The 23,404-nt window shown below is 52.0% G+C and carries 26 protein-coding genes and 1 tRNA gene; 16 read left to right on the plus strand and 11 right to left on the minus strand.

Annotation, left to right across the window (positions count from 1 at the left end; translation table 11 throughout):
* Window positions 1-34: 34 nt before the first annotated feature.
* From AB0A83_RS02110 to AB0A83_RS02125, 4 genes are read left to right on the plus strand one after another with little or no spacing between them, the layout of a single operon-like run.
* Entirely contained in the window at window positions 35-760 is a 726-nt protein-coding gene (locus tag AB0A83_RS02110) for a class I SAM-dependent methyltransferase (RefSeq protein ID WP_367155304.1), read from the plus strand.
* Window positions 753-1,193, plus strand: a complete 441-nt coding sequence (gene rnhA / locus AB0A83_RS02115) for a ribonuclease HI (protein WP_150046323.1) — start codon at window positions 753-755, stop codon at window positions 1,191-1,193. Before AB0A83_RS02110 ends, rnhA begins: the two co-directional genes overlap by 8 nt.
* A 23-nt stretch (window positions 1,194-1,216) precedes the next feature.
* Window positions 1,217-1,492, plus strand: a complete 276-nt coding sequence (locus tag AB0A83_RS02120) for a hypothetical protein (RefSeq protein WP_367155305.1) — start codon at window positions 1,217-1,219, stop codon at window positions 1,490-1,492.
* Window positions 1,489-1,797: a GIY-YIG nuclease family protein gene (locus AB0A83_RS02125; RefSeq protein ID WP_150046325.1), complete on the plus strand. Its 309-nt coding sequence runs from the start codon at window positions 1,489-1,491 to the stop codon at window positions 1,795-1,797. Before AB0A83_RS02120 ends, AB0A83_RS02125 begins: the two co-directional genes overlap by 4 nt.
* Window positions 1,798-1,896: 99 nt before the next feature.
* On the opposite strand, the gene AB0A83_RS02130 is transcribed toward AB0A83_RS02125, so the two are convergent.
* From AB0A83_RS02130 to hemA, 4 genes are read right to left on the minus strand one after another with little or no spacing between them, the layout of a single operon-like run.
* On the minus strand, window positions 1,897-2,319 hold the full coding sequence (locus tag AB0A83_RS02130) for a M67 family metallopeptidase (protein ID WP_150046326.1): 423 nt from the start codon (window positions 2,317-2,319) through the stop codon (window positions 1,897-1,899).
* A complete protein-coding gene (gene prmC / locus AB0A83_RS02135; protein WP_367155306.1) occupies window positions 2,316-3,164 on the minus strand; it encodes a peptide chain release factor N(5)-glutamine methyltransferase in 849 nt (282 codons plus the stop codon). Before prmC ends, AB0A83_RS02130 begins: the two co-directional genes overlap by 4 nt.
* Before the next feature lie 31 nt (window positions 3,165-3,195).
* Complete coding sequence (gene prfA, locus AB0A83_RS02140; RefSeq protein ID WP_150046328.1) at window positions 3,196-4,281, minus strand: peptide chain release factor 1; 1,086 nt, start codon at window positions 4,279-4,281, stop codon at window positions 3,196-3,198.
* Window positions 4,282-4,287: 6 nt separating this feature from the next.
* A complete protein-coding gene (gene hemA / locus AB0A83_RS02145; RefSeq protein WP_150046329.1) occupies window positions 4,288-5,538 on the minus strand; it encodes a glutamyl-tRNA reductase in 1,251 nt (416 codons plus the stop codon).
* A 144-nt stretch (window positions 5,539-5,682) separates the two neighbouring features.
* On the opposite strand from hemA, the gene AB0A83_RS02150 reads away from it, so the two are divergent.
* The 7 genes from AB0A83_RS02150 (at window position 5,683) to pth (ending at window position 11,142) form a co-directional block, all read left to right on the plus strand.
* A complete protein-coding gene (locus AB0A83_RS02150) occupies window positions 5,683-7,401 on the plus strand; it encodes a tetratricopeptide repeat protein (protein WP_367155308.1) in 1,719 nt (572 codons plus the stop codon).
* A 59-nt stretch (window positions 7,402-7,460) separates the two neighbouring features.
* The gene (gene lolB, locus AB0A83_RS02155) at window positions 7,461-7,967 is read left to right on the plus strand and encodes a lipoprotein insertase outer membrane protein LolB (RefSeq protein ID WP_190303226.1); all 507 of its coding nucleotides are present in this window, start codon (window positions 7,461-7,463) and stop codon (window positions 7,965-7,967) included.
* On the plus strand, window positions 7,952-8,866 hold the full coding sequence (ispE, locus tag AB0A83_RS02160) for a 4-(cytidine 5'-diphospho)-2-C-methyl-D-erythritol kinase (protein ID WP_232056747.1): 915 nt from the start codon (window positions 7,952-7,954) through the stop codon (window positions 8,864-8,866). Before lolB ends, ispE begins: the two co-directional genes overlap by 16 nt.
* Window positions 8,846-8,920 (plus strand) — tRNA-Gln (locus AB0A83_RS02165). Before ispE ends, AB0A83_RS02165 begins: the two co-directional genes overlap by 21 nt.
* Window positions 8,921-8,954: 34 nt before the next feature.
* Window positions 8,955-9,908, plus strand: a complete 954-nt coding sequence (locus AB0A83_RS02170; RefSeq protein WP_150046332.1) for a ribose-phosphate diphosphokinase — start codon at window positions 8,955-8,957, stop codon at window positions 9,906-9,908.
* Between the two features lie 46 nt (window positions 9,909-9,954).
* Window positions 9,955-10,560 (plus strand): 50S ribosomal protein L25/general stress protein Ctc, encoded by a 606-nt coding sequence (locus tag AB0A83_RS02175; protein ID WP_150046333.1) that lies wholly within the window; start codon window positions 9,955-9,957, stop codon window positions 10,558-10,560.
* A 15-nt stretch (window positions 10,561-10,575) separates the two neighbouring features.
* Window positions 10,576-11,142, plus strand: coding sequence for an aminoacyl-tRNA hydrolase (pth, locus tag AB0A83_RS02180; RefSeq protein ID WP_150046334.1), 567 nt, complete (start codon window positions 10,576-10,578; stop codon window positions 11,140-11,142).
* 239 nt (window positions 11,143-11,381) lie between these two features.
* Here the strand turns inward: pth and AB0A83_RS02185 are convergent, their stop codons facing one another.
* Window positions 11,382-11,747, minus strand: a complete 366-nt coding sequence (locus tag AB0A83_RS02185; RefSeq protein WP_232056748.1) for a hypothetical protein — start codon at window positions 11,745-11,747, stop codon at window positions 11,382-11,384.
* A 341-nt stretch (window positions 11,748-12,088) separates the two neighbouring features.
* Window positions 12,089-12,763, minus strand: a complete 675-nt coding sequence (gene radC / locus AB0A83_RS02190) for a DNA repair protein RadC (RefSeq protein ID WP_150046336.1) — start codon at window positions 12,761-12,763, stop codon at window positions 12,089-12,091.
* Window positions 12,764-12,866: 103 nt separating this feature from the next.
* On the opposite strand from radC, the gene coaBC reads away from it, so the two are divergent.
* From coaBC to argB, 4 genes are read left to right on the plus strand one after another with little or no spacing between them, the layout of a single operon-like run.
* Complete coding sequence (gene coaBC / locus AB0A83_RS02195) at window positions 12,867-14,060, plus strand: bifunctional phosphopantothenoylcysteine decarboxylase/phosphopantothenate--cysteine ligase CoaBC (RefSeq protein ID WP_367155310.1); 1,194 nt, start codon at window positions 12,867-12,869, stop codon at window positions 14,058-14,060.
* Window positions 14,032-14,487 (plus strand): dUTP diphosphatase, encoded by a 456-nt coding sequence (dut, locus tag AB0A83_RS02200; protein ID WP_150046338.1) that lies wholly within the window; start codon window positions 14,032-14,034, stop codon window positions 14,485-14,487. Before coaBC ends, dut begins: the two co-directional genes overlap by 29 nt.
* Window positions 14,488-14,504: 17 nt before the next feature.
* The gene (locus AB0A83_RS02205) at window positions 14,505-17,105 is read left to right on the plus strand and encodes a phosphomannomutase/phosphoglucomutase (protein ID WP_367155311.1); all 2,601 of its coding nucleotides are present in this window, start codon (window positions 14,505-14,507) and stop codon (window positions 17,103-17,105) included.
* 11 nt (window positions 17,106-17,116) lie between these two features.
* Window positions 17,117-18,010: an acetylglutamate kinase gene (gene argB, locus AB0A83_RS02210; RefSeq protein WP_150046340.1), complete on the plus strand. Its 894-nt coding sequence runs from the start codon at window positions 17,117-17,119 to the stop codon at window positions 18,008-18,010.
* Here argB and AB0A83_RS02215 read toward each other — a convergent pair.
* The 4 genes from AB0A83_RS02215 to murJ all read right to left on the minus strand — a co-directional run bounded on the left by AB0A83_RS02215 (window position 17,966) and on the right by murJ (window position 22,032).
* Window positions 17,966-18,997, minus strand: coding sequence for a DUF4124 domain-containing protein (locus AB0A83_RS02215; RefSeq protein WP_367155312.1), 1,032 nt, complete (start codon window positions 18,995-18,997; stop codon window positions 17,966-17,968). The two genes, argB and AB0A83_RS02215, sit on opposite strands and share 45 nt — an antisense overlap.
* Before the next feature lie 9 nt (window positions 18,998-19,006).
* Window positions 19,007-19,582, minus strand: coding sequence for a YggT family protein (locus AB0A83_RS02220; RefSeq protein ID WP_150046344.1), 576 nt, complete (start codon window positions 19,580-19,582; stop codon window positions 19,007-19,009).
* Window positions 19,583-20,410, minus strand: coding sequence for a pyrroline-5-carboxylate reductase (gene proC, locus AB0A83_RS02225; protein WP_150046346.1), 828 nt, complete (start codon window positions 20,408-20,410; stop codon window positions 19,583-19,585).
* A gap of 77 nt (window positions 20,411-20,487) precedes the next feature.
* Window positions 20,488-22,032 carry a murein biosynthesis integral membrane protein MurJ gene (gene murJ, locus AB0A83_RS02230; protein ID WP_367155313.1) on the minus strand — a complete coding sequence of 515 codons (1,545 nt, stop codon included), beginning with the start codon at window positions 22,030-22,032 and terminating at the stop codon, window positions 20,488-20,490.
* Window positions 22,033-22,140: 108 nt separating this feature from the next.
* Between murJ and rpsT the strand changes: the two genes are divergently transcribed.
* Window positions 22,141-22,404, plus strand: a complete 264-nt coding sequence (rpsT, locus tag AB0A83_RS02235) for a 30S ribosomal protein S20 (RefSeq protein WP_150046349.1) — start codon at window positions 22,141-22,143, stop codon at window positions 22,402-22,404.
* Window positions 22,405-22,474: 70 nt separating this feature from the next.
* Here rpsT and AB0A83_RS02240 read toward each other — a convergent pair whose 3' ends face one another.
* Window positions 22,475-23,236: a DUF5765 domain-containing protein gene (locus AB0A83_RS02240; RefSeq protein WP_150046351.1), complete on the minus strand. Its 762-nt coding sequence runs from the start codon at window positions 23,234-23,236 to the stop codon at window positions 22,475-22,477.
* Window positions 23,237-23,404: the final 168 nt, after the last annotated feature.

A 23,404-nucleotide genomic window follows, 5' to 3' on the forward strand; every position in this document is an offset into this window, starting at 1 on the left:
ACACAACAAACCCTACCCTTTCGGGCAGTATTCGATGAAAAGAACATTCCTATTTTCACTTTATCAAACCCCGCGGGGCAAGCTGTTGCAAGCCATGGAGGCCAAGTATATCAAACGCTGCCTTACCGTTAGTTGCAAGCAGAAACAATTGCAAATCGGTGGTTTGGGGTGGGAAGATGAGTTTGTGGATTGCAGTTTGTACAGGAATTACCTGATTTTGGACGGCAAGGCCCTGGGACATGCGGCTGCCCTAAAGGTCAGTGCGAAGTCGTATAGCCTGCCGATTCAATCCGAATCGATGGATTTGGTCATCATCCCGCATATGTTGGAGTTCGACGCTTTTCGATTTCGGACGATGCGCGAGGTACACCGCGTGTTGAAGCCGGGCGGTGAGTTGGTGGTTTTGAATTTCAATCCCTTGAGTTTATATGTCTGGCTGCAGTTCTTTTTGGATAAAAAGTTCCGCGATCCCTGGCGGTCGCATTTCATATCGCGCGGGCGAACCTCGGATTGGCTGAAATTGTTGAATTTCGAATTAATGAATACCGCCGAATTCGGTTTGGATACGTTTACGATTACCATAGGCCGATTTTCCCCAATCAGTAAACGCATGTTTTCCATGGCTTACGGGGTAAAAGCGGTGAAGCGCCAGTATTCCTTGATCCCGCTCGAATCGGTCGCGGCGCCGGTAAACCGTTTGTCGGCGGCCGGGATTGTCGCTAAGGCAGAACCGCAAGTATTTAGAGATTTTTATGAATGACATCGTAACGGTTTACACGGACGGTGCGTGTAAAGGTAACCCCGGTCCCGGCGGCTGGGGTGTTTGTTTGCACTACAAAGACAAAGAAAAGCAGTTGTGCGGCGGGGAGGCCGAAACGACCAATAACCGCATGGAGTTGATGGCGGCGATTCAAGCCTTGGAAGCCTTGAAGCGTCCTTGCGCGGTAAAATTGCACACCGATTCCAAATACGTGTTGCAAGGCATTACGGAATGGATGGTCAACTGGAAAAAACGCGGCTGGAAAACTGCGACCAATAAACCCGTCAAGAACGAAGATTTGTGGCGACGACTGGATAATGCTTTATTGCCGCATGAGGTGGAATGGGTGTGGGTTAAGGGTCATGCCGGCAATGCCGGCAACGAAAAAGCCGACGAATTGGCGAATCGCGGCATTGCCCAAATCAAACAATAACAACAAACGGTCAGGGGGGCGGTATGTTAGGGGTAGTAGCGGCTTTGGCAATCGGATACTGGTTTTACAGCACGGCCGACCGATCCGGCAGGGCGCCGGTATCTTGGGGCATATCCGGCGTGGTGGTGTATTTTCTAGCGGCTTTGATTTGGAGTTTAACGGTGACTCCCGGTATCAAAGACGCGGCTACCCATAACCCGAGCGGCATGCTGATTTTTATCGTGCGTTATGCGTATGTAGGCGTTGGAGTGTTGGCCGCCGCGGCGGTCAATTTGTTGCTAAACAAGGCCGGCGATTGAGCGAATCGCCTAAGGCTTGGTCGGTTTATATCGTGATATGTAGCGACGGTGCTTTATATACCGGCATTAGTACCGACGTGGACCGGCGCTTTCGGCAACACGCGAGCGGCAAGGGGGCAAAATTTTTCAGAACTCGCCGTCCGCTGCGGATTGCCTATATCGAAAACGGCTACGACAAGTCGCAAGCCAGCCGCCGCGAGCGTGCGATCAAGCGGTTAAAGTCGGAACAAAAGCGAAGTTTAATTGCGCAGGCGCCGGTCGCTACTTCAATCGGTATCGCTGGCCGGCGCGATCAGGCATGTTAGGGCAGATTTCCGGCGAAAACTATGTTCACCCAAGCGACCGGTCCAATGGCTGAATAAAATTTCGGCGCGAATCGGGTGAATTCACGCTTGGCCATCGCCTTAATTTTCCACCAAACACAAGCGACGTTCCTTTACGGTTGAACCGTCTATGTTGAACGCGCGTAACTCCAACACGCCTTTGGTGCCCATGGAGATGATTAGATAGAGCGTTTGCGGGTAATTCGCCTGGGCAATGTCGGTGGCTGAGGGTATTGCGGGTGTTTCCGGGTGCGAATGGAAGATGGCGAACAGGGTTTCCTGTTTGTCGCGCATGGCTTTCATTGCCGCGATTTGCTGGCCGGGTTCCATACAATAGCGGTTTTGCGGATGTTCCGCGCTGTTGGCGACCGGATAGCAGCTAACCGGCTTGCCGAAGGCGTTGGCGCCTATCAAACCGCAAATTTCCTGCTGAGGCGAGGCCTGCGCCAAATGCAGCAATTGGTTGGTTAATTTTCGCGGTAGGCAAATTTCTTGTTCGATCATGTAAAGCTCCTTATCCCTGACGTGACGCGCGGGTTGCCGGCTAGGTCGGCATGGTTGCGGATGTTGCGATACCCGTAGTGTTGAAAGAGTTGCCGCACGGCTTCGGCTTGATCGTAACCATGCTCTACCAGTAAATGCCCGCCGGGTTTCAGACGCTGGCCGGCTTGTTCGGCAATTGTGCGGATGTCGCGTAGTCCGTCCTCGCCGCCGATCAGCGCGGATTGAGGTTCAAAGCGCAGGTCGCCGAGCCTTAGATGCGGGTCGCCGGCTGCGATATAAGGCGGATTGCTGACCACAATGTCGAAATCGTAGTCGACAATGTTTTCGAACCAATCCGATTCTAAAAAACGGGCGTTTTCGACCCCGAGGCGGCTGGCGTTTTGTTTGGCTATTGCCAGCGCTTTAGGACTCATGTCGACAGCAAGCACGACACTCTCGGGGCGTTCTGCAGCCAAGCTCAGGGCGATTATGCCGGAACCCGTACCCAGATCGAGCAGTTTGCCTGGCGGTTGCTTGGGTAGGCGCTCCAGCGCCAGTTCCACCAAGAGTTCGGTATCGGGACGGGGAATCAGTACCGCGTCGGTTACCAGAAATTCGCGCGACCAAAACTCTTTGGTTTGGGTCAAATAGGCAACGGGTAGGCCTTGGCGTCTATGTTCGATCAAGTCTAAGAAACATTCGACATCGGCCTGCGCAGGACAATTGTCCGGCCAGGCGCGCAGATAGGAACGTTGCTTTTGCAAGCAAAAGCATAACAACACTTCGGCGTCCAGCTCCGGCGTTTCACTGGTTGGCGCAAGCTGCATCGCGGCCGATTGCAGCAGTACGGTAATGGAAGAGGACATAGTGGCGGCCGCAGACCTCCGTGCCGTGCAATTAGGCATTGCCCAGCTGCGTCAGTAATTCAGCCTGATGTTCGTGGATCAATGGCTGAATCACAGGCTCAAGGTCGCCTTCCATGATGTCTTCCAATTTGTAAAGGGTCAAATTGATGCGGTGGTCGGTCAAACGGCCCTGCGGAAAGTTGTACGTGCGAATCCGCTCCGAGCGGTCTCCGCTGCCGACTTGTAATTTACGGCTTTCGGATTGTTCGGCCTGTTGCTTTTCCTGTTCGGCAGCCAACAGGCGTGCTTGCAACACCGACATGGCTCTGGCCCGATTCTTGTGTTGCGAACGTTCGTCTTGACATTCCACGACTACGCCGGTCGGTATATGGGTGATCCGAATGGCCGAATCGGTCCGGTTGACGTGCTGGCCGCCGGCGCCTGACGCGCGATAGGTGTCTATGCGCAGATCGGCCGGATTGATGTCGATTTCGTCTACGCTGTCGACTTCCGGCATGATGGCCACCGTGCAAGCGGAGGTGTGCACCCGGCCTTGCGATTCGGTTTCCGGAACGCGCTGCACGCGATGGGTGCCGGATTCGAATTTAAGCTGCGAATACACGTTCTGACCGCTGACGCGCATGATGATTTCTTTGTATCCGCCGTGTTCGCCGCGGTTTTCGTTAATGATTTCCACGTTCCAGGCTTTGCGTTCGGCGTAGCGTTGATACATGCGTGCCAAGTCGCCGGAGAAAATTGCAGCTTCGTCGCCGCCGGTGCCGGCGCGAATTTCCAAGAATACGTTGCGGTTGTCGTTTGGATCCTTGGGCAATAGCAAAATTTGTAAGTCTTGTTCGAGTTGTTCCTGCTTTTGCTCCGTCTCTGCCAGTTCTTCCTTGGCCATATCGCGCAGTTCCGGGTCGCTGTCTTTGGCCATTTCCTTGGCGGATTCCGAGTCCGCTTCGTTGTCTTGGTAGGCTTTGTAGCAGGCAACGATGGGCTCCAATTGCGCGTACTCTTGGCTGAGGCTGCGGAATTGGTTTTGGTTGCTTTGCACTTCCGGTTGGGTCAAAAGGGCGGTAATCTCTTCGAAACGTTCGGCTAGATTTTCCAGTTTGGTGCGAATTGAGGGCTTCATTCGGGATTAACGTAATTTGAAAATTTCTCGCGATGCGGCGATTAAGTCGTGGCGCTCATTCGAGCCGGCTTCCCGCAGCTGCGCGCACGGAGTATGTATCAGTTTGTTAGTCAAGCTATGGGCCAGACGTTGCAATACTTCTTCCGCCGAGGCGCCGCCTTGTAATTGCGAGATGGCTTTGGCCAGCACTTCGTCGCGAGTTTGTTCGGCTTGTAAGCGGAAATCGCGTATGGTTTCTTGGGCGCCTTGCGAACGCAGCCAAGCTAAAAAGTGTTCAACCTGAGTGTCTATGATTTCTTCGGCTTGCTCGGCTGCCCGGCGACGCGAATCCATGTTTTGATTGACGGTGTTTTGTAAGTCGTCCACCGTGTACAAATATACGTCGCGCAATTGCTCCACCTCGGCTTCAATGTCGCGCGGCACGGCCAAATCGACCATGAACATCGGCTTGCGTTTGCGTTTTTTCAGCGCGCTTTCCACCCGGCCCTTACCCAAAATCGGCAATTGACTGGCTGTGGAAGAAACGACGATATCGGCTTCGGCCAAATGATCGGGAATTTCGGACAGGGCAATCGCGTATCCGTTAAACTGCATAGCCAGACTGTGGGCTTTGTCGAAGGTTCGGTTAGCGATGATAATCCGGCCTATGCCGTGCTGGAAAAGATGCCGGGCGGTCAGTTCTATGGTTTCTCCGGCACCGATCAGCAATGCGGTTTGATCGCTGAGTTTGTCGAAAATTTGCTGGGCGAGTTGAACTGCGGCGAAGGCGACCGATACCGGGCTGGAGCCGATCGCTGTGTCGGTCCGCACTTTCTTGGCGGCCGAAAACGTATGATGAAACAACTTGCTGAGGTTCTTGCCTAGCGTTCCGGCTTGGTTTGCGGCGTGGTAGGCGGTTTTCATCTGCCCGAGGATTTGCGGTTCTCCCAAAATCATCGAATCCAGTCCGCAAGCTACGCGGAACATATGCCGGATGGATTGGCTGTCTTTGTAGCTGTATAGGTACGGGGTGAATTCCCCAGGTTGGATGAGTTTGGTATCGGCTATCCATGCTATCAAAGGGCTTTGATCTTCACTTTGACTGTGGCAATAAAATTCGGTGCGATTGCAAGTGGAAAGGATCGCGGCCTCGCTGATGTCGCGCACGTTGCGCAACGTTTTTAGGGTGTTGTCCAAGATATCCGCAGGAAACGCCAGGCGTTCGCGAATTGCGACCGGCGCAGTATTGTGGTTGATCCCTAAGGCGAGTAACGTCATCGTTAACAATCTAAGGCATTGTGAAAGTACGCCATTTTAAGTAAAGCGTTGTTTTTATCCAAATCTAATACAAGCTTAAACTGAACTACGAGTATTTTCTGATACTCTATATCTGTAATTTACACGTCGGGATATTTGAATTGCATGAATAAATGGATCGGTATTGCCATGGCTTTGTGTGCGTCGGGCTGTGCTATGGCGCCGGAGACTACGCCGGAAACTGCGACGACGATAAGCTCGCAAGAAGCCTTGGCGGCTAGGCCTAACCAAAACACGGTTATCGACGAAGAAGTTCTCTATTTGCTGATGGCGGCGGAGTTGGCCGGTCAGCGTGATCAGTATGATTTGGCGCTGGATGCTTATTTGCAAGCCGCCAAACGGGTGGAGGATGCGCGCATCGCCGAGCGAGCCGTGCGTATCGGCATGTTTTTAAAAGACGGTAAGCGCACCCGGGAAGCGTTGGATATTTGGTTGTCCAAGGACGAAAAAAATCTGCCGGCCCGAAAGTTTGCCGTGTTGCTTGCGGTAAAAAGCGGCGATAGGGAAAGTGCAGTCGAGAATCTCGATGCTATTTTGTTGGAAGACCCGGCGGGTTTCGAAACCGGCATGTTGGAGATGGTCAAGGGTTTGGAAAAAGAGGGGAGATTGCCCTTCATGGACGACGTGCTCAGTGATCTGGCGTTAGCTCACCCTGACGATACCGGGGTTTTATTTCTGCAAGCCGTAGTCGCCTCCTTGCAAAAAAACAACGAAGTCGCACAGCAAAAAATCGGCCGAGTGCTGGAGTTGCAACCGGATTGGAATAAAGCCATCATTTTTCAAGCGCAACTTGCCGGCCGCTCCGGGGATATGGATAAGGCCCGCGAATATTTGCAGAAGGCTTACAAACAAGCGCCGGACGACAAGCAGCTGCGAAAAATGCTGTTAGAGGTATTGATGAACACCGGGGCGTTCGATGACGCAATTCGCTTATGTCAGGCGTCTTTAGACGAAAACCCGGAGGATGGCGAAATGTTGTTTATGTTGGCCATGATCAGTTTGCAGCAAGCGCAAGTGGATAAGGCTGAAAGCCATTTGGAAAAATTGCTGGGCAATAAAGAGTGGGAGGCTCAGGCCAGCTTTTATTTAGGAAAAATAGAGCTGGATAAACAGCATGCCGATAAGGCCTTGCAATGGTTTGATAGGGCCGGAGCGAAAGGATTCGGATTCGATGCCGATCTGGCGGCTATTTCGCTGTTGTTATCGCAGAAAGACATGGATGAGGTCGAGACTAGAATGGGGCGTTTGAATAGTAAATATCCGGACAAGCATTTGCGCATTTTGCTGATGAAGGCCGAGCTTTACAATCAGACCGGTCGCTATCAAGAAGCTTACGATATGTTAACTGAAGCGTTAAAAGAGGCGCCGGAGTCGCGTGACGTGTTGTATGCCAGAGCTTTAGTGGCTGAAAGACTGGGACGGTTGGATGTGTTGGAGGCGGATTTAGGCAAAATTTTGCAAAGCAATCCGGACGACGTTGGCGCCTTAAATGCAATGGGATATACGCTGACCGATAAAACCGAACGCTATGACGAAGCGGAAAGGCATTTGCAAAAAGCGTTGCACTTGAAGCCGGACGAAGCGGTGATTATAGATAGTTACGGTTGGTTGCAATTCAAGCGCGGAAAATACGAATTGGCGCTGGAATATTTACGCAAGGCCTACGAAAAACAACCGGAAAACGAAATAGCGGCGCACATAGCCGAAGTGTTGTGGGTGATGGGTAAAACGCAAGAGGCGAAAGATTTTTTTATCGGTGTGTTCAAGCGCTTTCCCGACGACGAGTATTTGTTGAATTTTAAGAATCGTTTTCTTCCCGAATAACGATGGCTTATTACTGTTCGGCTTTGGTTTTGCTCGTTTTGTTAACGGCTTGTGCGCCCATGTCGGCGAGTAGGGGCGGTTTGTTGTCTGAGTTTGCAGGGATTTCGGAACGGCATGAAAATTGGGTTTTTCAGGGGCGCTTGGCGGTTGCCGACGATCAGGATTCGGCTTCCATGTCGATAGAATGGCAGCATAACGGTAACAAGGACCAGATTGATTTGTCCGGTCCCTTGTCGCAAGGTCGGGTGATATTGATCGTCACGCCGGAGCAAGTGATCGTCGATGATGGTGAAAGCCGCACCACTTATGACGGTTCTCCCGAAAATGTGATGCGAGAGCAATTCGGCATGGAAATACCAGTGGATTCTTTGCGCTATTGGGTGTTAGGCGGCGCGGATCCTAATCTTCAGGCCGTTTCGCAAGAGGGAGGCTTTTATCAGGCCGGTTGGTTGGTTCGTTATTCGGAGTTGCAAGCGGTAAGCTCAGGTGCGTTACCGCGGAAAATATCGGCGGTTAGGGATAAAACAAGAATAAAGTTGGTTATCGATCAATGGAATCTGCTGTAAACATAAACGATCAGATGGCGGGGTGGGGCTGTAAATGGCCGGCGCCGGCAAAAATCAATCTGATGTTACGCATCACCGGGCGGCGAGCCGATGGTTATCACAATTTGCAAACCGTCTTCCAATTATTGGATTTATGCGATTGGCTAACGTTTTATCCGGATGAAAGCGGGCGGGTCAGATTGCGAACGCCTACGCCTAATGTGCCGGAAACCGAAGATCTCACTGTGCGAGCCGCGCAATTGTTAAAATCGCACACCGCTTGTCGGCACGGGGTAGTTATCGAACTTGAGAAGCATCTACCAATGGGTGGCGGTTTGGGCGGCGGAAGTTCCGACGCAGCCACCGTGCTGGTAGTTTTGAACCGATTGTGGGGGGTGAATTTGCCGCAGGAAGAGTTGCAGGCGTTGGGTTTGCAGCTTGGGGCGGATGTGCCTATCTTCGTGTACGGTCATTCGGCCTGGGCGGAAGGGGTTGGAGAAAAGTTGGCTTATATCGATGTCCCCGAAAAGTGGATGGTCATCATAAAGCCGGATTGTCATGTCAATACGGGGCAAATTTTTTCCGCAGAAGAGTTGACAAGAAATAGTAATTCAATCACAATGCAGGACTTCATTGCAGGGGATGAATGCAATGATTGCACTGCGGTAGTGAGCAAGCTGTATCCTCCTGTTCAAAGTGCAATCGATGCTCTGTCCGTATATTCGAAGGCAAGACTAACAGGGACTGGAGCTTGCGTTTTTGCATTGTTCGACACGGAGCATGATGCAAGAGCGGCTTGTCAATCCCTTAGTAAAGATTGGTCTGTCTTCTTGGCAAAAGGGATGAATCAATCATTGCTTTATAAGCAATTAGGACAGGGAAATGTTGAGTTCAGTAATTGGGCTGTCGCCAAGCGGTAAGGCACGGGGTTTTGATCCCCGCATACCTAGGTTCGAATCCTAGCAGCCCAGCCACATCATCTTAGCTTATATCCTCGAGGTCCTTTGAATGCGCGATGCTTCGATTATGGTATTTTCGGGTAATGCCAATAGGGCACTGTCCGAAGGTATTGTTAGGAAGCTGAATATGCGTTTGGGCATGGCCACGGTAGGTCGTTTCAGTGATGGCGAGATCTTTGTAGAAATCGAGGAAAACGTTCGCGGACGGGATGTGTTCGTGGTGCAGCCGACATGCACGCCTACGAACGAAAATTTAATGGAACTATTGGTCATGATCGATGCTTTGCGTAGGGCATCGGCAGCGAGAATTACCGCTGTTATTCCGTATTACGGATATGCGCGCCAAGACAGGCGTTCACGTTCGGCCAGGGTGCCTATCACGGCGCGGTTGGTGGCGGATATGATCGGGCATGCCGGTGCGGATAGGGCTTTGACCGTAGATTTGCATGCCGATCAGATACAAGGTTTTTTCGGTATTCCGGTCGACAATGTGTATGCTTCGCCCATTTTGTTGGGTGACGTGTGGAAGCAAGAATACGAGAATTTAATCGTCGTCTCCCCGGATGTGGGCGGAGTTGTAAGGGCACGCGCGTTAGCGAAGCGTCTTGGGGATGCTGACTTGGCCATTATCGATAAGCGCAGGCCTAGGCCGAATGTGTCTGAGATTATGCACATCATCGGCGACGTCGTTGGCAGAACGTGCGTCATGGTCGATGATCTAGTCGACACCGCCGGTACGCTTTGCCATGCAGCCGCAGCGCTGAAAAAGCATGGTGCGGTCAAGGTAGTGGCGTATTGTACGCATCCGGTGCTTTCCGGGAAGGCTGCCGAGAACGTGCGGAATTCCGTATTGGACGAGCTGGTAGTGACTGATACTATCCCGTTGACGGATGAATTGAAAGCAATCGGCAAAATTCGACAGTTGAGCGTTGCTGAAATGTTGGCTGAAACGATAAGGCGGATTGCGGTGGGCGAGTCTGTAAGCTCGCTTTACGTAGATTAAGTAACGTTTAGAGAGTGCTGGTAAAGCAGATTTTGGAGAATTAAACATGGCTAACGTATTTGAGTTTGTTGCAGAGGTACGCGGTGCGGCCGGCACAAGAGCGGCGAAAGCGATTCGTCGTCAAGGCAAAGTTCCTGCAGTGCTTTACGGCGGGACAGCAGTACCGGAAATGTTAACTTTAGATCACAATGATCTTTTAAAACACTTGGTTCACGAAGCGGTTTATTCGCACGTTTTAGATATAAAGGTCGATGGACGTACCGAGAAAGCCGTTCTCAAACAAATTCAGCGCCACCCTGCAAAGCCGCAGATTCTGCATATCGATTTCATGCGTGTCGACGAGACGCACAAATTGAAAGTCAGAGTGCCTTTGCATTTTGTCAATGAATCGACTTCAGTCGGGGTCAAAAAAGGCGGGGTGATTAACCATGCAATGGTCGATGTCGAGGTGGTCTGTATGCCATCCGCTTTACCCGAATTCATTGAAGTCGATTTGGCTAACGTTGACTTGGGTGAAACCGTGCACTTGTCTAATTTGGTGTTGCCGGCTGGCGTAGAGATTCCCGAGTTGCAGCACGGTCCGGAGCACGATCATCCGGTTGTGCAGGTTGCGAAAGGCAGAGGCGGCTCTGACGAGGGTGTTCAAGCCTAGAAGCGGATCCTCTGCATGATTAAGTTGATTGTGGGACTGGGAAATCCCGGCCCCCAATACCAAAAGACCCGGCATAATGCCGGGTTTCTTTTTTTGGACCACCTGCTTTCTACGTCATGCGGTAAATGGAGTCATAACGCCCAATTCTCGGGTGATGTCGCAACCTACCTTGGTTTCGGCTGTAATGTGTTATTACTGAAACCTATGACTTTCATGAATAAAAGCGGAATTTCCGTTACGAAAATGCTGCATTACTACAAACTGAAACCGGAAGAATTGTTGGTGGTACACGATGAATTAGAGTTGGCGGAAGGCTTGGTGAGGTTAAAGCGGGACGGCGGGCATGCCGGTCACAACGGTCTAAGAGATATAATTGCTCATCTGAATACCAGGGATTTTTTCCGGCTTAGGGTTGGAATCGGTAGGCCAAATTCCGGTGCCAATATCGCCGATTACGTTTTGTCGAAGCCTTCTAGTCAGGCACTAGAGGCTTTCGATGAATTATTTGCTAGGCTTGCGGCCGAAATTTCCAGTTTGGTTTCAGTGGATATCAATACGATTAATACGAAATTTGGCTCGTAAGCAACTCGCAATGAGTTGAAGCAGGTGTTGATGTTTCCCGGAAATTTGACAGCACTAATAGGTTGTATCCATTGTAATGGTCTCTGCGCTGTACGCGGAAAACCCTTCAAATCCGTTCTATCTACCTGCGCATTCCTTTTAATGCTGTGAAACTTCTAGTTTAATTCGAGGGGTGCAATAAAAAAGGGGCGCTACTTGCGCCCCTTTTTTTGCGAAAACGTCTATCGCAGCTCAACGGATTACAGGAAGTTTGCCAGCTTGGCGAATCCTTCTTTAGCGGCTTTCAGTTCTTGTTCAGCACCGGCTAAGTCGGATTTTTTAGAAGCCAATCTAGCGGCTTTCAAACGTTGTCTCACTTTGTCGCGCTCGAATTCGAATTTATAGTTGGCACTGGCTTCGCCCGCCAATTCGTTAATTTCCGAAATTTTTGAAGTCAATTCTTGGGCGTTTCCGGCGGCAACAGAAGCCAAGGCTTCTTGAATTTTAGCATCGACTTCTTTCAAGACTTCAGGAGCTTTACGCTTGGCGCCTTCCGCGAAGGCGGAGCTATTGAAACCCAGCAAAGTGAACAACAATGCGAAAGCAATAATAATTTTTTTGGTCATAATATTCCTAAGGTGTTTTTAAAGAAATTGTCTTAATGACTAAGGTGATATCAAGATTCGGGACAATAATGCGATTGGTAATATAGAGGTGGTCGAAACTGCGCCTTTGCAATTTGCCATCTACACGTGATTAATACCCCGAGCGCCTTACCCTCGGGAGGAGGGGCTTGATCACGCCGCTATCGAAACAGTAGTCGTGTAAAGCGAAAGAATTATACCAGACAACAGTGCCGGGTATGTTTCAAGCGCGTGACAAAACTTGCCGCAGTCATATGGAAGGCAGGCGTAATTTTCCGTACCTGCGGGTTTTCCAGCAAACAATCCTGTCGTGTTCCAACTGATCAAATTAAGCCGTGCTCGGCAAAGGAAAACGGTGCTCCGTCCCCGACGATAAAATGGTCCAGCACGCGAATGTCGAACAATTCTAAGGCTTGTTTCAGCCGGTCGGTTATGTGTCGGTCCGCCTGACTGGGTTCGTTGATGCCGGATGGGTGATTGTGCGCAAAAATGACGGCAGCCGCGTGGCAGCTCAAGGCTTTTTTAACCACTTCGCGCGGGTAAACGCTCGCATTGTCGATGGTGCCTCTAAACATTTCCTCCCATTGAATGACGCGGTGTTGGCTATCCAAAAATAGGCATGCGAAAACTTCGTAGCTATAGTTGCGCAATTGGGCGTGTAGATAGGCGCGAGTTGCATCAGGGCTGGTCAACGCGTTGCCGCGGGTAATCGTTTCCGCGAAATAGCGGCGCGCCATTTCTAAGACGGCTTGCAATTGTGCGTATTTTGCATCGCCTAGTCCGTGACATTGACAAAAACGTTCATGTTCAGCGGCCAATAGAGCTTGCAAGGAACCGAATTCTTGCAAAAGCGATCGTGCCATTTCTACGGCGGATGTTCCGGCGGTGCCGGTACGCAAAAAAATCGCCAATAGTTCGGCGTCAGTTAGAGAATTCGCGCCTTTGCGCATCAACTTCTCTCTGGGGCGTTCATCGGCGGGCCATTCTTTAATGCTCATAGCTACTCCTGCTGGCGCGACGATATAAAAATAGAAGGATGTAAATGAATTTGCCATAATTTGCAATTAACTACGGAGGCTGGTCATTAGTTCTAAAAATATATTGCTTGGAGTGTGTGGCGGTATCGCAGCGTATAAGTCCGCCGAATTGATTCGCTTGTTGCGCAAGCGCGGCTATGCGGTCAAAGTGGTGATGAGCGCGAACGCAGGTGCGTTTATCACGCCGCTGACGTTGCAGGCGTTAAGCGGACAGCCGGTTCATAATGAGCTGTTCGATCCGGCACAGGAGCGGGCCATGGGGCATATCGATCTGGCTCGCTGGGCGGATTTGTTGCTGATTGCACCTGCCAGTGCCGATACTCTTGCAAAAATGGCTCACGGTATTGCCGACGATTTACTGTCCACGATTTATCTTGCTGCCGAATCTCGGGTTATTGCGGCGCCGGCTATGAACCAAGCGATGTGGAATAAAGCAGTTACGCAAGAAAACATTGACACATTGCGACGGCACGGGGTCCAGCTAGTGGGGCCGGAACCCGGCGAGCAAGCTTGCGGAGAAACCGGATTCGGCCGTATGAGCGAGCCCGAGCGGATTGTCGAATGTGTAGAGGCTGCGTGCGTTAGCGACCGGTCGCTGGCAGGGGTTAAAGTTGTGATTAGCGCCGGACCGACCCGCGAGCCCCTGGATCCGGTGCGATTCATCAGCAACCGTAGCTCCGGAAAAATGGGTTATGCCTTAGCGGAAGCGGCTGCGGCCATGGGCGGGGAAGTGGTTTTAGTCAGTGGCCCGGTGCAATTGCCGCCGCCGAAATCGCTACGTTTGGTGCCAGTCGAATCGGCGTTGGAGATGTACGATGCGGTGCTGCGCGAGGTCGGATGCGCTCATCTCTATATCGGCGCCGCTGCGGTGGCCGATTATCGGCCTGTGGCTGTAGCCCCTGCTAAAATCAAGAAGCAGCAAGAGGTCGGCAGCATAGCGTTAGTGCAAAACCCGGATATTATTTCCGCAGTAACGGCATTGCCGGCCAAGCCCTTTGTCGTCGGTTTCGCTGCGGAAACCGACGATCTGGAAGCCTATGCGCTAGACAAGTTACAGCAAAAAAATTTGGACATGATTGCTGCCAATTGGGTAGGGCGCAACGAAGGCGGATTCGACAGCGATCACAATGCGCTGCAAGTATACTGGCGCGGGGGGAGCAGGCTGTTGCCGCTGGCGACCAAGCGTTGTTTGGCGAAACAGCTTTTAAGATTAATCGAAGAGAAGATGCATGAAAAAAATCCGCTTGAAAATCCTTGACGCTAGGCTAGGCCGCGAAATTCCCCTGCCTAGTTACGCTACGGTAGGATCTGCGGGAATGGATTTACGCGCATGTCTGGACCAAGACATCGTCATAGCGGCGGGAGAAACGGTTTTAATTCCGACCGGACTGGCCGTGCATATAGCGGACCCTGGGCTAGCTGCGGTCTTATTGCCGCGCTCAGGCTTAGGGCATAAGCACGGCATAGTGCTAGGTAATTTGGTGGGATTGATCGATTCGGATTATCAGGGGCAAATCTTTGTGTCTTGTTGGAATCGTAGCGAACAGGCATTTACGGTACAGATCGGCGAACGCATCGCCCAAATGGTGTTTGTGCCTGTCGTGCAAGCCGAGTTCGACTATGTCGAAGAATTCGACGTGAGCAGTCGCGCTAGCGGCGGTTTCGGTCACAGCGGGCGGCACTGACCTTTAAAAGGTGACATATGGGCCGGGTTTTTACCGTAATTGCTTCACTGGCTGCGCTAATGGTGGTATTGGCGGGCGGGGTTTCGCATTGGTTTTCCTCTCTTAAAGTCGATACGGCGAAAGAGGCGGCCGCGATGACGGTCGCAGCCAGTTTGGCCGGCGCACTTTCGCAACAGTTGGAGGCGTTGCAGCAAAGCGTGGACGGAGTGGCGCAGCTGCCTCAAGTCCTGCAGGCGTTTGCCGGCCAATCTCCGCAACAATTGGAGCAAACGGCGAACGATTTGCAAACCGCCATCCCTTTTAACTTGCGCTTGCGATTACTGTTGCCGAATGTCAACACATTAGATCAAGCGCATAATCCGCCTATGAGTTTTGGCGACTTGGATATGGTTAGAGCAAGCTTAGTCGCTAAGCAAAAGCCGGTGATCCAAGGAGAGGCCGGGCAGCGCCATTTGGCTTTTACCAGTGCGGTTCGCGACGGCGATAAGGTAGTCGGAGTCGTATTGGCGAGTTTGAATGCCAATATCCCGCAAAATTTTTTGGCAAAAATCCCCTATACCGGCGGCAAATTAACGTTGAGGCAAGAACAGCTGACGCTTGCTTCGGTGGGTGATTTAGCGGATGACGAACAGGACATAGAGCCACAATCGATTTCGATTCCCAACAGCCGTTGGACGATAGACGTGCAGGTACAGGTAAAATCCGATATAGCCGACACGGGGTTATCGTTCGCGATTATTTGCCTGCCGGCATTGCTTGCTTGCTTGGGGTTTTTTATGGGCTATAGAAAGCTTTCGGATAGTCTGCGTCAGGACCAAAGTAGTATTCTTAAAGCGGCAAAAGACATGATGCAAGGCAAGATCGCCGGCAATTACCCGATGCAATTGCCGGAAATGCAGCCCATCATCACGGCTATCGCTCAATTCAAGCGGGTTTTGGATCAAGAACAGGCGGTTGCCGGCAAAAGCCCCGTATTGGTCGAAGACGAGGATTTTTTCGACGAGTCCTTCGATATGGATTTTTTGGAGCCTATCGGTGAAAAGCCGCAACCGTTGCAAACTCCGGAAGTATTAACTTCCGTGCCGATCAGCATGCCGGATTTAACGATTCCGCTGCCCGTCGCGCAGGCAAAAGAGGCGCGAGCTATCGGCGGTCAAGGAATGGATGTGGTCGAATCGTTTTTGCCCCCCGACCAATTCGAGCAATTGGCGAAATCCGTTACCCCTCGGACGGCGGAAACGACGGTAACCGAAAACATCCCCCCTAGTAACGACCGATATGCGAACTATTTCCGATTTGGCCGTGTGGTGGGGCAACATTTCCCCACAGATTTTTGCTTTGCAATCGGTCAGGCCTTCGCCAGCGAGGCGAAGGCCCACAACGTTAATACTATCGTTTTGGCGCGCGATAGCCGGGAAACCAGTCAGGCGTTGGTGGAGGAGTTGACGAAGGGCCTATTGTCGGCAGGATGCGACGTATTGAATATCGGCATGGTGCCGACGCCGATATTGGCGTTTGTCGGCCACCATACTGACGGCCGTAGTGCGGTGATGGTTTCCGGTGGAAATTTGCCGGCGGCGTATAACGGCTTGAAAATGATCTTGTCCGGCGAGCCCGGATCGCAGAAGTTAACGGAGCGTTTGCAAGCTAGGATGCGGTCGGGCGATATCTCGCGAGGTGTTAGCGGGTCGGTAGAAAAGAACGGTTTATTCATTAACGAATACATCGGCATCATCTCCGAAGACATCCATATCGTTCGACCTATGACGGTCGTATTGAATGCCGGTAGCGATGTAGTCGGGCAAATAGCGCCACTATTGCTGCGCACCATCGGTTGCGATGTGATAGAGCTCGGCGACGGCCGGATTTTCGATCCGGCCGAGCCGGCTGCTTTCGAGGCTTTAAGTAAAGCGGTTGTCCTCAATAAGGCCGACGTTGGATTGGCTTTCGGCGGTGATGGGGACACTCTGGTGGCGGCAGTCGATTCCGCCGGGGAAATCCGTTGGCCGGATGCTTTGTTGATGTTATTTGCAGCCGACGTATTGGCAGTAAAACCGGGCAGTGCCGTGGTATTGGATTCGGCTTGTTCCAGGCATTTGGCGCACTACATCACGCGCAAGGGCGGACAGCCGGTGTTGTCCGCCGAGGGTATTCCCGGATTTTTCTCCGCGGTCAAACAACACGGCGCCGCATTGGCCGGAGACTTTGCCGGGCATTTCGTATTTAACGATCGCTGGCTGAATTTCAGCGATGCGCTGTACGCCGCTGTCCGATTGGTGGAGATTCTTTCCTCGGACTCGCGGGTCAGCACCGAGCTGTTCGCCGCACTACCGCATGGCGTGGCAACGCCGGAATGGCAGATTTCGGTAACGCCCGGAACGCTGGAGCCGCTATTGGCCGCGATGCGCTCGACCGGCACGGCCGACGGTAGCTTAGTCGATGCGGACGGCGTGCGGGTGGAGTTTGCGGATGGCTGGTGGTGTCTGCGTCCGGGATTACTCGATTCGGTCTTGGGTCTTCGTTTCGAGGCCGATAGTGCGGCGGCGTTATCGCGTATTCAAACCCTATTTAAACAACAATTGCTGAATATCAGACCCGATATCAGCTTGCCTTTTTAGCGCTGTTACACATGAAAGAAAAAACCGCTCACCAAATCGCTCACGTATTAATCGAGGCTCTGCCTTATATTCAAAAATTTAAAGGTAAGACTGTCGTCATCAAATACGGCGGTAATGCGATGATAGACGAAGGCTTAAAACACAGTTTCGCTCGCGATATCGTGTTGATGAAGCTGGTCGGCATCAACCCGATTGTCGTGCACGGCGGCGGCCCGCAAATCGGCGAGTTGCTAAAACGCTTGGGCAAAACCTCGGAATTCGTCGACGGTATGCGGGTTACCGATAGCGAGACCATGGATGTGGTCGAGATGGTCTTGGGCGGTTTGGTTAACAAGGAAATCGTTAATTTGATCAATATGCATGGCGGTAAAGCGGTCGGTTTGACCGGAAAGGACGGCAATTTCATCCATGCCCGCAAAATCAATATTACCAAAGCGGGTGCGTCGCTGGACGATGCGCCGGAAATTATCGATTTAGGTCATGTCGGCGAAGTCGGCAGCATCGATCCTGCCGTGGTGGAAATGCTGGGCAACAGCGATTTTATTCCCGTCATCGCGCCGATTGGCGTGGGCAACGACGGCCATTCTTATAACATCAACGCCGATTTGGTCGCAGGAAAGGTGGCGGAGGTGCTAAGGGCCGAAAAGCTGATGCTGCTGACTAACATTCCGGGCATACTGGATAAAGACGGCAAGTTGCTGACCGGTTTGCGTTTAACCGACATCGATAATTTAATCGCCGACGGTACGATTTACGGCGGGATGCTTCCTAAAACCCGTTGCGCGACCGATGCGTTAAAAGGCGGGGTGAACAGCGTGCACATTATCGATGGACGCATAGAGCATTCGGTACTGTTGGAATTATTTACCGATCAAGGTATCGGCACCTTGTTGCTGCGTAGATAAGCGCAGTTGTATATAGCCCACGAAGTTCTTGCGAATGGTTTGCGCCCTATCGCTGGCGCAAAGTTCTTTGCCGACCGTGGAGTTTTTACAGCGGACATCCAGAAAAATTTGCGGTTTGTCGGGTTCTTGTCCCAATCGGGATACGGACAAGCCAATGTCGTTGTCATTGATAGGGGGAGCCGACATGATTAATAGCTCGGTATCGACATCGGGACCGGTCGTTGCAAATTCGCGGACAAACTGACCGGCGATTGCCCAGGCGTTCTCGCATATTTCGGTGTTCTCGCAGCTGAAAAGCCCGAGTTCGTCGTTGCTGTGTACTGCGGCGTTTGCAGCGTCGTTGACTCCGCCGCTTTCCGAGCGCGTGAGTATTTCAAAGCGGGCGATGTCGGCGCGGAATTCTTTTTCAGCCGCTTGCCTGTCTACGGCATGCCTTTGCAAATCCAGGTCGGCTTGCTTGATTTGTTGTTCGGTCGAGGCGATATCGGCGATTAATTTTTCCGGGATCGTCCGCCCGTTGCGTTCGTTTTCCGCTGCTTGCTGCTGTTGCTGAAGCAGTTGTTGTTCCAGTCGCTGTTTATTACCTTCTAATACGCGTTGTTTGCCGTCCATTAACGCCATTTTGTTTTCGAAAGCGCGGTTTATATCGTCCAAGGTACGGTAAGTGGCCAACAGTACCTTGTCGCTAGCCGCCTGTTTTTCGATGAGTTTGTTTTGCTCTCGGCGTAAGCTCTGCAAGCGCTGTTGCTGGGAAAGTTCTTCCGCCGATTTGGCTTTGTCTACGGAATCCAGGATGCGGGCATCCTGGTTTAAGGTTTCCCGTTTATGTTTGACTTGATCGGGCGGTACTTGGTCGGAAAAATACACGTTGCCGTTTTCGTCGACCCAGCGATACATTTTTTTTGCATACGCGGCGGGTGCGGCGACGAGCCAATAAGCTACCGCTAGCGGCAGCAACCAGACCAGCTTGCCAGAACGTACACTCATCGCCGGGATTTAGCTCAACATGCCGGCCAATTCCTGCAACGGCGGCAGCAGCATCATTTTGGCAAGCTGCAGCAGCACTAATGCGACCAGCGGCGATAAATCGATGCCTCCTAAATCAGGAATCATGCGGCGGCAGATCGACAATACCGGTTCGGTCAAACTGTACAGCAAAGACGCTGCGCCGCTGTAGCTCATGGGCGCGAACCAGCTCAGTATCGCACCGGCAAAAATGGCGTACACGAAAATGTCCAGCAACATTTTCAACAAGGCCGTGAATGACAGCACCGTCAGGGCGGCTATGCCTATGCCTACGCCTTTGATGGACAAAATCGCTAGATTGGCCAAGAGTTGCAACAGCAGGGCCAGCAATAAACAGGAGGTGTCGATGCGGCCTACCGCCGGCACGAAGCGGCGGATGATGCGAAGCGGCGGGTGGGTGATTTTGACCAAGAATTGCGAGACCGGGTTGTAAAAATCCGCCCGCGTCCATTGAAACAAAAATCGTAACATTACCGCCAAGATATACAGCGAGGTGATGGTGTCGATTAAAAACACCAGCGGATCGGTCATATAGTTGGATCCCATTTATTCGGCTCCCAGTTGTTTGGACATTTCTATAGAACGATCGCGGGCCGCCTGCAAGGCCTTAGCGACCAAGGCTTCGAAGCCGTTTTGCTGAAACGTTTCGATTGCTTGCTGTGTGGTTCCACCCGGAGAAGTCACTCTTAGCCGCAGTTCGGCGGGCGATTCGCTGGATTCCAAGGCTATTTTAGCCGCACCCAATGCGGTTTGCTGAGTCAACAAGCGCGCGGCTTTTTCGTCCAATCCCATGGATATTGCTGCGGCTTCCATGGCTTCCATCAACAAGAAAAAGTAAGCCGGGCCGCTACCCGATACTGCGGTAACGGCATCCATCTGACTTTCGTCGGCCACCCACAAAGTTAAGCCGACCGCGCGCAGGATGTTTTCGGCCAGATCTTTTTGTTCGTCGCTGACGTTCGGGTTAGCGTGCAGCGCGGTGGCACCGGTTAAGACTAATGCCGGAGTGTTAGGCATGCAGCGCACTATGGCGGTCGAATGTCCCAACCAATGCGCCAAGCTGGCTTGCGAAATGCCGGCGGCTATCGAAACCACCAGCGAATGCCGTTGTTGGACCAGGGGAGCAATTTGCAGGGCAACATCGCGCAATATTTGCGGTTTCACGGCCAGAACAATGACGTCGGCTGCTTGCACGATAGCGTTGTTGTCGGCCGAGACATTCACTTTCAAGCGTTGTTGATGTTCTTCCAATAGGAGGGGGGCTGGGTCGGACACCCAAAGCTGTTGAGGGGAGTGGCCGCTGGCAATCAAACCGCTCAGCAAACTACTAGCCATGTTGCCGCCGCCGATAAATCCGATCGTTCGAGTTTTCATAACTTATCGTTCTGAATCCATTGGTTAATAATTAAAGTTGACGCATTTTACATGACTATAGCGTCGCGCCGTTAAATCTAAAGGCCGGCGCCGTCGGCCTGCAAATGCTGCGGGCGAATCCCGCCCAGCCATAGCGCGGCAGCGTAGACTCCCATCGCGATGCCGACGGTGCCGGACAGATGCAAAGCGCGTTGTGCGGCGGACCAATCATGCCAGACGGGCAGTTTGACAAAATACATCAAAAACAGTGCCATCGCCGTGCTGGCAAACGCTATTCTCAATCCGAAGCTTTGCCAGCCGGGGCGCGGGCGATAGACGCCTTGCCGGTATAGGGTAAAAAACAATAATCCGGCGTTGAGATAGGCCGCTAAGGTTGCCGCCCAAGCAATGCCGGCGTGCGCGAAAGGCCAAGCCAACATTACGGATAGCACCGCGTTGCCTATGATCGAATAGAGGCCGAAGCGCACGGGAGAGCGGGTATCCAGACGGGAAGTAAAGCCGGGTATGAAAACCTTGATTAAGGTGAATGCCAACAATCCGAACGCGAAGGCAATTAAACTTTCACTGGCCATCAACACGTCGTGGCGATCGAATTCGCGATATTCGAATAGCGTTGATAGCAGTGGATCGGCTAACAGCACTAAGCCCAATGTCGCCGGTACACCGACCAACAACACAATTTTTAGGCCCCAATCCAAGGACGCGGAAAATGCGACCGGATCTTCCGCGGCATGATTGTTCGATAGGCTGGGCAAAATAACGGTTGCGACGGCAACGCCTAAAATGCCCTGGGGGAATTCGACCAGCCGTTCGGAATAATATAGCCAAGATACGCTGCCGGTTTCCAAGCATGAAGCGACTAAGGTGCCGAAAATTTGATTCAATTGGGTGACCGAGATGCCGAAAATTGCCGGCAGCATCAAATGCAGCAGGCGGCGTACCTCGGGGTCGCTTGCACCCCAGCGTAAGCGCGGCAGTAGGTTTAAGGCATGCAAGGCAGGCAGTTGCAGCGCAAGTTGCAACACGCCGGCTATCACAATACCCCATGCCAGTGCAGTGACAGGCTCTCGGCACAGCGGCGCAAGCCAAAGCGCCGCGGCGATCAAACAAATATTCAAGACGACGGGGGTAATCGCGGGTAAGGCAAAACGGCCTTTTGCGTTTAACAAGGCTCCGGCCAAGCCGGTCAAGCTGATGAAAAATAAGTAAGGAAACGAAATTCGCAGCAGTTGCACCGCCAAATCGAATTCGCCGTCTGCGTTTAAAAAGCCCGGGGCCAGTAGTGTTACCAAGGCCGGGGCGGCGAGCATGCCTACCAATGTCAATAGCAATAACAAGGCCGTTAGCGTGCCGGCGGCGTTGTCGATAAAACGTTTTTGCGAGAGGGAGTCGGCCTTTTGCTGTTGCTCCGCAAGCAGCGGGATTAGCGCATGGGAATACGCGCCTTCGGTATAAAGACGGCGCAGTAAGTTGGGTATCTTGAACGCGGCAAAAAATGCGTCGGTGGCGGCGCTGACGCCGAAAATATTAGCAATCAACATGTCGCGTACGAATCCTAAAATCCGCGACAGCAAGGACATGCTGCTGACCGTCGCAGTCGATCGATAAAGTTGTTTGCTCAAGCAGGCTCCGTTGAGTCGCGATTATCCGGTGGCGATAAAAATTTGACAATCATAGCATCCAAAAAGATAATACGCCGTTTTCTAATTACTCGAATAATCTGATCCCTTATGGCTAATTCACCACAAGCTAGAAAAAGAGCGCGTCAGGCAGAGAACAGCCGTATTCGCAATGCCGGGCAGCGCAGCAACCTTCGCACCTTTATCAAAAAAGTAATCGCTGCAGTTAGAGCGGGCGACAAGGACCAAGCGCAAGCGGCCTTTAAAGCAGCTGTGCCGGTGATAGACTCCGCAGTGAACAAAGGCTTGATTCATAAAAATAAAGCGGCTCGCAGTAAAAGCCGGTTGAACAGCAGGCTGCGGGCAATGGCTTAAGGCTTATTGTTTGAAAGAATAATTTGCGAGGCTGGCGCCTTAAAACGCCAGCCTTTTTTATGCGCCGAATTCACGATTGTTGCGGGCTTCCGGCGGCTTCGCGATAATAAAACGCCCATTGCCGGACATGCAGATGCTTACGTATCGGTGACTTTATGACCGAGACGCATAAGGCGATAGAAAACAGACACCACACTGCGCAATATTCGTTCGGGTTGTCAGTGGTCAGATCTGAAATCAGCGGACCCAGCAAATAATGAAATCCGACGAAACGCCAAGAGCCGTAAAGTATCGGCAGGTAAAACGCGGCAGCGATATAAGCTAAGGCGTGTAAACCCCAATCGAAGCCGAACAGCCAAGCTATCGGTTCCGACAATAAGCCGTTCAGCGGCATTTGCCAAGCAATATGCCAGTTGCCGGATACCGAACATATTTCCGGTCCGCAAAACCCCTCCACGCCCTCGGCACAGGCGCCGGCCCAGGCAAACGGAAACATCTTGATGATAATTGCCAGGGCGCTAATGGCGCATATGCCGTATACCGTGATGCGGATTTTGTGTTTTACACTTTCCGGTATGAAATACATCGCCACCATATTGACGAAGAACGGTTGAAACGCGATATGCAGGTAGCCCAATAACGTGAGCACCTGATTGTTGGGATTGTCGCAAACATCGATATAAATATACGTTATGGCCTGTAATAACTCCATCAATGCGAAATACGTCAGCGGTAACCATAATTCCCTGGATTCGCCTTTGTAAGCCACATAGACGGCAGTTGTCAGACCGGCGGCGGCCAGCACGCCGGACGCTTCTCCACTCCAACACATTGCATTACCCTCTGTAATTGTTATGATTTCGATGCGGGTAAACCCCGCAGCTAAACATTATTACATAGGCAATATTGCATTTTAATGGCCGGGATCAAGCCGGTTTGCGTTGAAATTTCGGGCGACGCAATACGATAGTTGCCCGGCGGCGAGGGAAATTTGTTGCAG

Source organism: Methylomonas sp. HYX-M1, from assembly GCF_040741385.1.
Classification (GTDB): domain Bacteria; phylum Pseudomonadota; class Gammaproteobacteria; order Methylococcales; family Methylomonadaceae; genus Methylomonas; species Methylomonas rhizoryzae.

Bases quoted from the DNA above. Each gene is read 5' to 3' on its own strand.
- AB0A83_RS02215 (WP_367155312.1), bottom strand. From the start codon at position 18,997: ATGAGTGTACGTTCTGGCAAGCTGGTCTGGTTGCTGCCGCTAGCGGTA.
- AB0A83_RS02130 (WP_150046326.1), bottom strand. From the start codon at position 2,319: ATGATCGAACAAGAAATTTGCCTACCGCGAAAATTAACCAACCAATTG.
- AB0A83_RS02185 (WP_232056748.1), bottom strand. From the start codon at position 11,747: ATGACCAAAAAAATTATTATTGCTTTCGCATTGTTGTTCACTTTGCTG.
- AB0A83_RS02170 (WP_150046332.1), top strand. From the start codon at position 8,955: ATGCGCGATGCTTCGATTATGGTATTTTCGGGTAATGCCAATAGGGCA.
- radC (WP_150046336.1), bottom strand. From the start codon at position 12,763: ATGAGCATTAAAGAATGGCCCGCCGATGAACGCCCCAGAGAGAAGTTG.
- pth (WP_150046334.1), top strand. From the start codon at position 10,576: ATGATTAAGTTGATTGTGGGACTGGGAAATCCCGGCCCCCAATACCAA.
- rpsT (WP_150046349.1), top strand. From the start codon at position 22,141: ATGGCTAATTCACCACAAGCTAGAAAAAGAGCGCGTCAGGCAGAGAAC.
- AB0A83_RS02110 (WP_367155304.1), top strand. From the start codon at position 35: ATGAAAAGAACATTCCTATTTTCACTTTATCAAACCCCGCGGGGCAAG.
- prfA (WP_150046328.1), bottom strand. From the start codon at position 4,281: ATGAAGCCCTCAATTCGCACCAAACTGGAAAATCTAGCCGAACGTTTC.
- lolB (WP_190303226.1), top strand. From the start codon at position 7,461: ATGTCGGCGAGTAGGGGCGGTTTGTTGTCTGAGTTTGCAGGGATTTCG.
- rnhA (WP_150046323.1), top strand. From the start codon at position 753: ATGAATGACATCGTAACGGTTTACACGGACGGTGCGTGTAAAGGTAAC.
- prmC (WP_367155306.1), bottom strand. From the start codon at position 3,164: ATGTCCTCTTCCATTACCGTACTGCTGCAATCGGCCGCGATGCAGCTT.
- AB0A83_RS02150 (WP_367155308.1), top strand. From the start codon at position 5,683: ATGAATAAATGGATCGGTATTGCCATGGCTTTGTGTGCGTCGGGCTGT.
- proC (WP_150046346.1), bottom strand. From the start codon at position 20,410: ATGAAAACTCGAACGATCGGATTTATCGGCGGCGGCAACATGGCTAGT.
- argB (WP_150046340.1), top strand. From the start codon at position 17,117: ATGAAAGAAAAAACCGCTCACCAAATCGCTCACGTATTAATCGAGGCT.
- AB0A83_RS02240 (WP_150046351.1), bottom strand. From the start codon at position 23,236: ATGTGTTGGAGTGGAGAAGCGTCCGGCGTGCTGGCCGCCGCCGGTCTG.
- AB0A83_RS02175 (WP_150046333.1), top strand. From the start codon at position 9,955: ATGGCTAACGTATTTGAGTTTGTTGCAGAGGTACGCGGTGCGGCCGGC.
- dut (WP_150046338.1), top strand. From the start codon at position 14,032: ATGAAAAAAATCCGCTTGAAAATCCTTGACGCTAGGCTAGGCCGCGAA.
- AB0A83_RS02205 (WP_367155311.1), top strand. From the start codon at position 14,505: ATGGGCCGGGTTTTTACCGTAATTGCTTCACTGGCTGCGCTAATGGTG.
- AB0A83_RS02220 (WP_150046344.1), bottom strand. From the start codon at position 19,582: ATGGGATCCAACTATATGACCGATCCGCTGGTGTTTTTAATCGACACC.
- AB0A83_RS02120 (WP_367155305.1), top strand. From the start codon at position 1,217: ATGTTAGGGGTAGTAGCGGCTTTGGCAATCGGATACTGGTTTTACAGC.
- hemA (WP_150046329.1), bottom strand. From the start codon at position 5,538: ATGACGTTACTCGCCTTAGGGATCAACCACAATACTGCGCCGGTCGCA.
- ispE (WP_232056747.1), top strand. From the start codon at position 7,952: ATGGAATCTGCTGTAAACATAAACGATCAGATGGCGGGGTGGGGCTGT.